Genomic DNA, 8919 nt, shown 5'->3' with positions numbered 1-8919 from the left:
GCATGCTGTCAATTGTCTGGCGCTTGGGCAGCGCGAATGCCGTTTCCAGGATCGCGGCGAGGAAACAGATTCTTATCGGCTCGACGAGAATGCCGGTCGAAGAATCCTGGAACGGGCTGCCGAAGAGCAGCGAAACGCTCTCCGACAGCACCTGCCAGGTGTCTAGCTCATGCGGGCCGATGACGCGTGTCATTCCGAGCCACGCCCAGGCGGCCAGCCAGTCGATCAGGCGATATCCGACGATCAGCGTGACAATGAGCACCACGCCCGAGCTCAGCGTGATGCGCACGCCATTGGCGATCGGCAGATAGCGCGAGCGATAGCCGGAGATAAAGTGCTCGACGAAATCGCGCAGGAATTTCGGAATGGCGCGGTAGCGCTCGCCGAAATGTTCGACGCGCCTGTGCACACGCATCAGTTCCTTGTCGTCGCGCACGTCGTAGCCGTAGATCAATGCCGCGAGCACCAGCCAGATCACTGGCAGGAGCATATAGAAGAACAGGTTGACCAGCCTGGTGGTCGTGTCGATGGAGGTGACCTCGACCGGAACCATGGGATCGGCAAAGGCGCTTGCGACCGGATTGGCCATACTCTCCGCGGCGGCCTGCAGGACGGACAGGATGTTGCGGCTCATGATCCAGCCGACGATCTCGTCCTTCCAGCGCGAAATCACATACAGACCAATGAAGATCCAGTTGGTCTCGCAGATGACCACGACAATCTGCCAGAAGGAGCGAGATCCGCCGCGCGTCTGCATGCTGGCGGCCAAGCGCCGGATCAGCCACGAGATCGCGACCGAAAAAATCAGCCAGCGCGAATCGAGCACATCGAGGACGTTGCCGGCCCCTTCGCCGAAGGGCGCCATGTCGAGCGTGACGCGGGAATACTGCCGAACCGTGTCGCCGAGAAACCCCCAGGCAGCGTAGTAGGCGAAGAAGGGCAGCAGCGCGACGGTGACCATGCGTGCCAGTCGCGCGCCACCTGTACCAGGCTGCGCTTCGCTTTCGCCACGCGCCGCCTGCTGTGCCACACGCGTTGCCGTCAAGGCGGGCAGCAGCGTCTGGAACATGGCGACGGTGACAATGAGCTGCGTCAGCGCAACCAGTGTCAGCAAGGCAAGCCCCGCCATATGATTGACAAGGGCAGTGCGCGCGGCGATCTGCATGAACAGGTCGCCGAACACGGTACCCAGAAGCACCAGGGCGACCAATTGCGGCCAGAAGCGCCACCAGAGCTTTAAGGTCAGCGCCAGCGGCTTTGCAGCATCGGCAAGCATGTCGAGGCGTTCAATCAGTCAGTGAACGCCCTCGCACTGTTTTGATTGGTCGTGCATCGATGGCAACGTCTCGGCTCATGTCCTGTCCGCCTCGTAGGACACCCCTGCCGCCTGCTCGTGAGATAGGGCGCGAGTAGTTGCATGTACAGGTCAAAATCACGCCATGCGTGAGTTTTTCAGACAATGCACAACTTGCGGGCGCCCCTGGCTTGTCGGAGCGCTGCGGCGATCTTTCGGTCAGCCCTTCTTCCTGGTCATGAATGCGGTGAGCGCGGCGCGGGCCTCGTCGGATTTCAGACGTTCGCGGAAATGCTCGCTCTCGACCCTGATGCGGGCGACGAGATCGTCGCGCGAGCCGCGCATCAGGTCGCGCGCGATCTTGAGCGCCTGCGGCGGCTTGGCGGCGATCTCGTTGGCAGCGGCCAGAACCGCGGCTTCCAGCGCGCCTTCCTCGACTACGTCGTAAATCAAGCCGGCGGCCTTTGCCCGCTCGGCGGAGAAGCCTTCGCCCAGGCCGAGCAGGGCGAAGGCGCCTTGCTGTCCGAGTATCCGCGGCGCGAGCAGGCTCGAGCCGGCCTCGGGCACCAGACCTAGATCGACGAATGGCGTGCGAAAGACGGTGCGCAATGTGGCGAATGTCAGGTCGCAATGAAGGTTGAGCGTAGTGCCGATGCCGACCGCGATGCCGTCGACGCCCGACACCATCGGCTTTTGCGTCTTGGCCAGCGCCATCAGGAAATCCCAGACTTCCGTGCCGCCCTCGCCGCCGGTGGCGATGACCATGAAGTCGGCAAGGTCGTTGCCGGAGGAAAAGGCGCCGGGTACGCCGAGGAAGACGTGCACGCGAACGGCAGGATCGGCATCGCCCTCGGCAAGGGCTGTCGACATCTTCGCGTACATGGCGCGCGTCAGCGCGTTCTTCTTGTCCGGGCGGTTCATGCGGATGATCTGCACGGCGCCCTGGCGCTCGATGAGGATATGGTCGGTCACGGTCCAGTTCCTTCGAATGTCCGGATGTTTCAGGCTGAGATCAACGCCTTGCCGGCCACGGCAAGGCTTTCAGCGCCATCGATGATGCGCTCCTTCAGGGCGCGGGTCTCGCCAAGCAGGTTTTCGGCAAAGAAGCGGCAAAGCGGAACTCGGCCATGGTCTGCGAGTCCGCCCTGCGCCAGATATGCGCCGCCGGCGGTAAGTGAGATCAGCCGAAGATAGGGCGTGGCACCGGCCATCGCGGCATCGGCCTTGCCGTCTGCCATCAGCTTCTGCAGGAAGCGCGTCGCCTCGTCGAGATCGGCGAGCGCCCGGTCGAGATTGTCGGCGGTGTGGCCAAAACCCGCGACATTGGAAGTGCGCACGCCATCGGCGACCGCTTTCAATTCACCGATGTAGCGATGCACGTGTTCGCCGCCGCCGAGCGGCAGCTTGCGCGCCACCAGATCGATCGCCTGGATGCCGTTGGTGCCTTCATAAATCGGCGCGATGCGGGCGTCGCGATAAAGGGCGGCCGCGCCCGTCTCCTCAATGAAGCCCATGCCGCCATGCACCTGGACGCCGAGCGAGGCGACCTCGACGCCGACATCGGTGGAAAATGCCTTGGCAAGCGGCGTCAGCAGATTGGCGCGGTCGCGCCAGTTGGCGGCCGCCTCGCCTTCGCCGACCCGAGCGCGGTCAATGGCATGGGCACAGGAATAGCTGATAGCCCGGGCGATCTGGGTCAACGCCCGCATTGTGAGGAGATTGCGCTGCACGTCCGGGTGATGGACGATCGGCGCCATGCCCGACCCCTCATAGTCCGAGGCCTTGCCCTGCCGACGCTCGTTGGCGTAGGTGATCGCCTTCTGCGTCGCGGTCTCGGCCACCGCCACGCCTTGCATGCCGACGGCAAGGCGGGCGTTGTTCATCATCGTGAACATGCAGGCCAGCCCCTTGTTCTCCTCGCCGACCAGCCAGCCGATCGCGCCGGGGGTCGCGTTCTGGAAACCGTCGCCATAGATCATGGTGCAGGTCGGCGAGGCATGGATGCCGAGCTTGTGTTCCAGGCCGGAGCAGAAGACATCGTTGCGGGCGGCGAGGGAGCCGTCGTCAGCGACCAGGAATTTCGGTACCAGGAACAGCGAGATGCCGCGCGTGCCGGCGGGAGCGTCGGGCAGCCGTGCCAGTACCAGGTGGACGATGTTGTCGGTGAAATCGTGCTCGCCATAGGTGATGAAAATCTTCTGGCCGAAGATGCGATAGGTGCCATCGCCGGCAGGCTCGGCGCGGGCGCGCAGAGCAGCGAGATCGGAACCGGCCTGCGGCTCTGTCAGGTTCATCGTGCCCATCCACTCGCCGGAGACGAGCTTCGCCAGATATTTTTGCCTCAGCGCCTCGGAGGCGTGCTTGTCCAGCGCCTCGACCGCGCCCATGGTCAGCGTCGGGCCGATGCCGAAGGCCATGGCGGCGGAATTCCACATTTCGAGCGCGGCAACGCCGAGCATGGTAGGCAGGCCCTGGCCGCCGAATTCCTCCGGACCGGACAGCGCATTCCAGCCGCCTTCGATCCAGCGCCGGTAAAGCTCCTTCCAGCCGGGCGGGGTGGTGACGGCCGCGTCCTTGAGCACCGCGCCATGCTCGTCACCGATCTTATAGAGCGGCGCCACCTCCTCGCTGGCGAAGCGGCCGGCCTCGGCCAGGATGGCGTCGACCAAATCCTCGCCGAGATCGCCGAAAGTGCCGGAATCCAATGCCGGCTTCAGCCCGGCCACATGCTTCAGCGTGAAGGCGATATCCTCGACCGGTGCCTTATACATGCCGATTGCTCCTCCGCTGCCCCGGCCGCTCGATCGTAGGGCCTGGGCCTATGCAAAACCATCCGCCTTTGGGCGGCCTCAAGTCTTCTTTTTACGTAAACGTCAAACTTTGTCACGCGGATTTTGCAATCGCGGCGGCGCGCATTAAATTCTGAGTCCACCAGGCATTCGACCGGCGACAAACCGGAGCCCTCCATGCTCGCCAGACCCGACGCCTCGCCGCGGTGCTCGCTGGCGCATCACCGCAAACGCGCGGCCGAAGGCACGCTGCCGCAGGAGCCGGCGCCCGATCCGTTCGAGGTGCCGTCGCTGTTTCCGCGTTGAGCGTCTCATCCGCTTTGAAAGCACTTCCTTAACCATAGCGGTTCAAGATCGATCCCTGGTCAGTGGGGACACCCTGATTGAAAACGCCGGCGCGCCCTCTTCGCCGCCTGGCACTTCTCGCGGCTGCGATGGTGCTGGGCACGGCAGCAAAGGCCTCGGATTTCTCCGAGCCGTGGAAGAACGCTGAGCGCGCGCTGGTCATCGACGCCTACGAATACAATTCCATCGACTGGGCCAAGCTTGCCACCGACAAGCGCATCGTCGGTTTCATCAACAAGGCGTCCGACGGACTGCCGCCGGCCTATTTCTGCTCGGGCGACGACACCGAATTCCGGCTCTGCAAGGCGCTATGGAAGCGCTATGCGGTGACACGCGAACTGTTCCAGACGCGCAAGGTGGTGGCCAAGGCACTCGGCCTGAAATGGGGCGCCTATCATCTTGCCCGGCCCGGCAACCCGGTCGAGCAGGCAAACAATTTCGTCGATTTCGCCGAGCCCGCGTCGGACGATCTGATAGCCCTCGACCTCGAAGGCAATGATCCCACGCAATGGATGTCATTGGAGGATGCGGAAGAATTCGTGCGCCAGGTGCATCGGCGGCTGGGCCGCTTCCCGGTGCTCTACACCAACGGCAGGACCGCGCAATACATTGCCGACAACCGCTATCAATACCGGCTCTTGTCGCGGCTGCCGCTCTGGTATGCGCGCTACAAGCCGGACATCGATGTGCATTTTCCGATGGGCAACTGGCAGGGCTACGCACTGTGGCAGTTTTCGGCGCACACCAATTGCGGCCGCTTCAAATGCCCCTATCGCGTGCCAGGCACACCGAACGACATCGACGTCTCGGTTGCGCCGATGAATGCCGACCGGTTGCGCGAGCAATGGGCCTTTGGCGGCCTGATCGACGTGCCGTCCGACTATCTCGCCTCGATCCCGGTACCGGTCTCGCGCGAAGCCGGGCTCGCCGGCAAATTCACCATAACCTATGCCGACGTGGCGACGCCGCCCACCGTCGAGGAGATGGTTTCGGTGCTCGGCCAGCGCTGGCGGAAGTTCCGCGACGGCTTCCGTATGCCTGTGGTGAAGACGGTGCCGCGGCGTCCACGCTTCGGCATCGTCGAATATGTCGCGTGGAAGCGGACCGAGCAGCGCTCAGCGACGCAGATCGAGGCTGCCTTCGCGGCGGCTGATCCGGTTAGTACAGCCTCGACCGCGATCGACCGTAACCGGCGCTGACCAGCCGGATCCAGCATCAGCGGCGGCAATTGCCTCAACGATGATTTCCCAGGCTGGCATACATGCCGGTGGTGCGAAACTGCGTCGGGGTAATGCCATAAGAGCGACGAAAAACCTTGGAAAAGTAGTTCGCGTCCTCGAAACCGCACATGACGGCGACTTCCTTGACCGGCAGGAAATCGGCTTTGGTCAGCAACTTCGCCGCGCGCTGCAGGCGCTGCTGCAAGACAAATTCAGCAGGTGGGATGCCTTCGCTCTCGGCGAAGCAGCGCGAGAAGTGCGCGCGGCTGAGGCCACTGATCCGAACGAGATCGGCCACCTGCAGTGGCTTGTCGAGATTGGCGTTGATGTGGTCGATCACCGGCTGCATGGCGCTCTGTTTTTCGGCGAAGGCGTGCGATCCGAAAACATCGTCGTAGAGCGCCATGGCGGCTTCGTAGGCGACGGCGGAAGCGGCGCCCGGGGAAGCTGCCCCCTTGATGAGGCGCAGGCTGCAATCGGCAAGATGATCAATCGTCATCGGCTGCAATCGAAATACGGGGCCTGAGACACTCAGAATCGATTTGTGGATGCGCAGCGCCTCCTCGCCATTCATCGAGATCCAGAAATATTCCCAGCGGTCGCCCGTAGCCAGCCAGTAGCGATGGTTGTGCGGCACCAGCACCAGCAGCGTGTCGTTCTTCTGGAGGCGGTAGTTGCGGTTCTCGTAGCGCAACTGGCCGGCCCCGCTGATGGTGTGCTGGAGCACGGTGAACGGGGTCTGGCCGCGCTTTCGACCGTCCCAGTCGTAGGTTTCGTCCTCGCGAACTTCGTAACCCGTGCTTGTCGGCATGGCATGCAGGCGCTGGCGGCCGCGCGGCAGCGAGATCGTCCGCATCGATGGTCCGTTGGCGATCAGATCCTGCAGCACAAAATTACCCTCGAAAGCATAATCCTTCTCTGTTCGCGCCTGCGAATAAGCGCATAATCCAGCTCCAGAGAACGGGAACGACCCGCGGTCGAGGAGCGGGCGGGAGGAGAAAAGGCCGGATTTCCGGCCTGAGTGGTATGCACGCGATGACGTGCGGCCATATCCTCCCTTGCTGCTCCTTGCCTAGCATTCGATTGGATCGAGGTGAAGGTGATGAGCTTCAAAATCGCTATTATTGGCGCCGGCAGCGTCGGATTCACCAAGAAGCTGTTCACCGACATTCTGTGCGTGCCAGAATTCAAGGATATCGAATTCGCGCTGACTGACGTCAGCGAGCACAATCTCGGGATGATCAAGGCGATCCTCGACAGGATCGTGGAAGCAAACAGACTGCCGACGAAGGTGACGGCGACGACCGACCGCCGCAAGGCGCTGGAGGGAGCGCGCTATATCATCAGCTGCGTGCGCGTCGGCGGCCTCGAGGCCTATGCCGACGATATCCGCATTCCGCTCAAATATGGCATCGACCAGTGCGTCGGCGACACGATCTGCGCCGGCGGCATCCTCTATGGCCAGCGCAACATTCCGGTGATCCTCGATTTCTGCAGGGATATCCGCGAGGTCGCGGCGAGCGGTGCCAAGTTTCTCAACTACGCCAACCCGATGGCTATGAACACCTGGGCGGCGATCGAATACGGCAAGGTCGACACGGTCGGGCTCTGCCACGGTGTGCAGCACGGCGCCGAGCAGATCGCCGAGGTGCTCGGCGCGAAATCGCCGAAGGAGCTCGACTATGTCTGCTCCGGCATCAACCATCAGACGTGGTTCATCGAGCTGCGCCTCAACGGCCGCAAAATCGGCAAGGACGAACTGGTCGCCGCCTTTGAGGCGCACCCGGTCTTTTCGAAGCAGGAGAAGCTGCGCATCGATGTGCTGAAGCGCTTCGGCGTCTACTCGACCGAGAGCAACGGGCATCTCTCCGAATATCTGCCCTGGTACCGCAAGCGGCCGGACGAGATCACGCGCTGGATCGACATGTCGGACTGGATCCACGGCGAAACGGGCGGGTATCTGCGCTACTCGACCGAAACCCGCAACTGGTTCGAGACGGAATATCCGCAATTCCTCGAGGCGGCGTCGAAGCCCATCGACCCCGCAAAGCGCTCCAACGAGCATGCCAGCCATATTCTCGAAGCGCTGGAGACGAACCGCGTTTATCGCGGCCATTTCAACGTCAGGAACAACGGCGTGATCACCAACCTGCCGCAGGACGCCATCATCGAGTCGCCCGGCTTCGTCGACCGCTTCGGCATCAACATGGCCGCCGGCATCACGCTGCCGGAAGCCTGCGCCGCCACCTGCATGGCCTCGATCAACGTGCAGCGCATGTCGGTGCATGCCGCGATATCGGGCGACATCGATCTCTTGAAGCTCGCCGTGCTGCACGATCCACTGGTCGGCGCGGTTTCGACGCCGGAGGAAGTCTGGCAGATGGTGGACGAGATGGTCGTTGCCCAGGCGGCCTGGCTGCCGCAATACGCGAACGCGGTGCCGGCCGCAAAAGAGCGGCTCTCGAAATCCAGGGTCAAGACCCGTGAATGGGCGGGTGCGGCGCGCAGAAGCGTGCGCTCGATCGAGGAATTGCGCGCCGAAAAGGCGGCGCTGAAACAGGCCGGCTGATTTACCTCGCGCCTGGAGGCGGACCGCGGGAGGCCGGTCGGTCAAATCAGTCGTCCCGAAAGAATAGAACGCGGGCAGCAGCAGTCGTCGAAACATTTGGGAGGAAACAATGAGGAACTTACATCGAATTGGCATTCTGGCCGGACTGGCGCTGAGCGTCTCGGCAACGGCATTGAGCGCATACGCATCCGAACCGACGGTGCCGCCGGCGCCGGCGCAGTTTCCCGCCGAAGGGAAGATCAAATATGTGGCGCGCGACTCCATCCTGGAGTTCAAGGCGCTGCCCGAATACCACGAACCCGATTGGCTCACCGAGAAATACGTCAAGACCGGCAAGCTTCCGCCAGTCAAGGACCGCCTGCCGAAGGAGCCGCTGGTGTTCAAGGCCGAGAACATGCCGGACGGCATCGGCGTCTATGGCGACACAATGCGCCATGTCATCGGTGGCCGGCCCGAAGGCTGGAACTATGGCGCCGGCCAGACCCAGGGCTGGGGCGGCATCGACATCGGCCTTTCCGAATGCCTGACCCGCACCGCACCGCTGTTCCAGATCGAGGCCAAGGACACCGAGCCGCTGCCGAACCTTGCCAGAAGCTGGGAATGGTCGAAGGATGGCCACAAGCTGACCATGCATCTGGTCGAAGGCGCCAAATGGTCGGATGGCGTGCCGTTCAATGCCGACGATGTCATGTTCTATTGGAA

The 8919-nt window shown here is 62.8% G+C and carries 8 protein-coding genes; 4 read left to right on the top strand and 4 right to left on the bottom strand.

What is annotated here, in order from left to right:
- The 3 genes from EN745_RS23400 to EN745_RS23390 form a co-directional block, all read right to left on the bottom strand.
- Nucleotides 1-1276: hypothetical protein (locus EN745_RS23400; RefSeq protein WP_127422372.1), on the bottom strand; the 1276-nt coding region annotated here is incomplete at its 3' end.
- Nucleotides 1277-1513: 237 nt separating this feature from the next.
- The gene (locus EN745_RS23395; protein ID WP_126055951.1) at nucleotides 1514-2266 is read right to left on the bottom strand and encodes a crotonase/enoyl-CoA hydratase family protein; all 753 of its coding nucleotides are present in this window, start codon (nucleotides 2264-2266) and stop codon (nucleotides 1514-1516) included.
- Between the two features lie 29 nt (nucleotides 2267-2295).
- Nucleotides 2296-4065 carry an acyl-CoA dehydrogenase family protein gene (locus EN745_RS23390; protein ID WP_127405695.1) on the bottom strand — a complete coding sequence of 590 codons (1770 nt, stop codon included), beginning with the start codon at nucleotides 4063-4065 and terminating at the stop codon, nucleotides 2296-2298.
- 195 nt (nucleotides 4066-4260) lie between these two features.
- On the opposite strand from EN745_RS23390, the gene EN745_RS37530 reads away from it, so the two are divergent.
- Together EN745_RS37530 and EN745_RS23385 are read left to right on the top strand one after the other, a co-directional pair.
- The gene (locus tag EN745_RS37530; RefSeq protein ID WP_281033082.1) at nucleotides 4261-4389 is read left to right on the top strand and encodes a hypothetical protein; all 129 of its coding nucleotides are present in this window, start codon (nucleotides 4261-4263) and stop codon (nucleotides 4387-4389) included.
- A gap of 128 nt (nucleotides 4390-4517) precedes the next feature.
- Nucleotides 4518-5627: a glycoside hydrolase family 25 protein gene (locus tag EN745_RS23385; protein WP_127405698.1), complete on the top strand. Its 1110-nt coding sequence runs from the start codon at nucleotides 4518-4520 to the stop codon at nucleotides 5625-5627.
- 34 nt (nucleotides 5628-5661) lie between these two features.
- Here the strand turns inward: EN745_RS23385 and EN745_RS23380 are convergent, their stop codons facing one another.
- A complete protein-coding gene (locus EN745_RS23380; protein ID WP_126059185.1) occupies nucleotides 5662-6504 on the bottom strand; it encodes an AraC family transcriptional regulator in 843 nt (280 codons plus the stop codon).
- Nucleotides 6505-6750: 246 nt separating this feature from the next.
- Here EN745_RS23380 and EN745_RS23375 point away from each other — a divergent pair, with 246 nt between their 5' ends.
- The gene (locus EN745_RS23375; protein ID WP_127405696.1) at nucleotides 6751-8217 is read left to right on the top strand and encodes an alpha-glucosidase/alpha-galactosidase; all 1467 of its coding nucleotides are present in this window, start codon (nucleotides 6751-6753) and stop codon (nucleotides 8215-8217) included.
- 109 nt (nucleotides 8218-8326) lie between these two features.
- A partial coding sequence (locus tag EN745_RS23370) for an ABC transporter substrate-binding protein (protein WP_245487811.1) occupies nucleotides 8327-8919 on the top strand: 593 nt, incomplete at its 3' end.

The sequence above is a fragment of the Mesorhizobium sp. M4A.F.Ca.ET.022.05.2.1 genome (genome assembly GCF_003998845.1).
Classification (GTDB): Bacteria; Pseudomonadota; Alphaproteobacteria; order Rhizobiales; family Rhizobiaceae; genus Mesorhizobium.
This window is presented reverse-complemented; position numbering and strand designations above follow the sequence as displayed.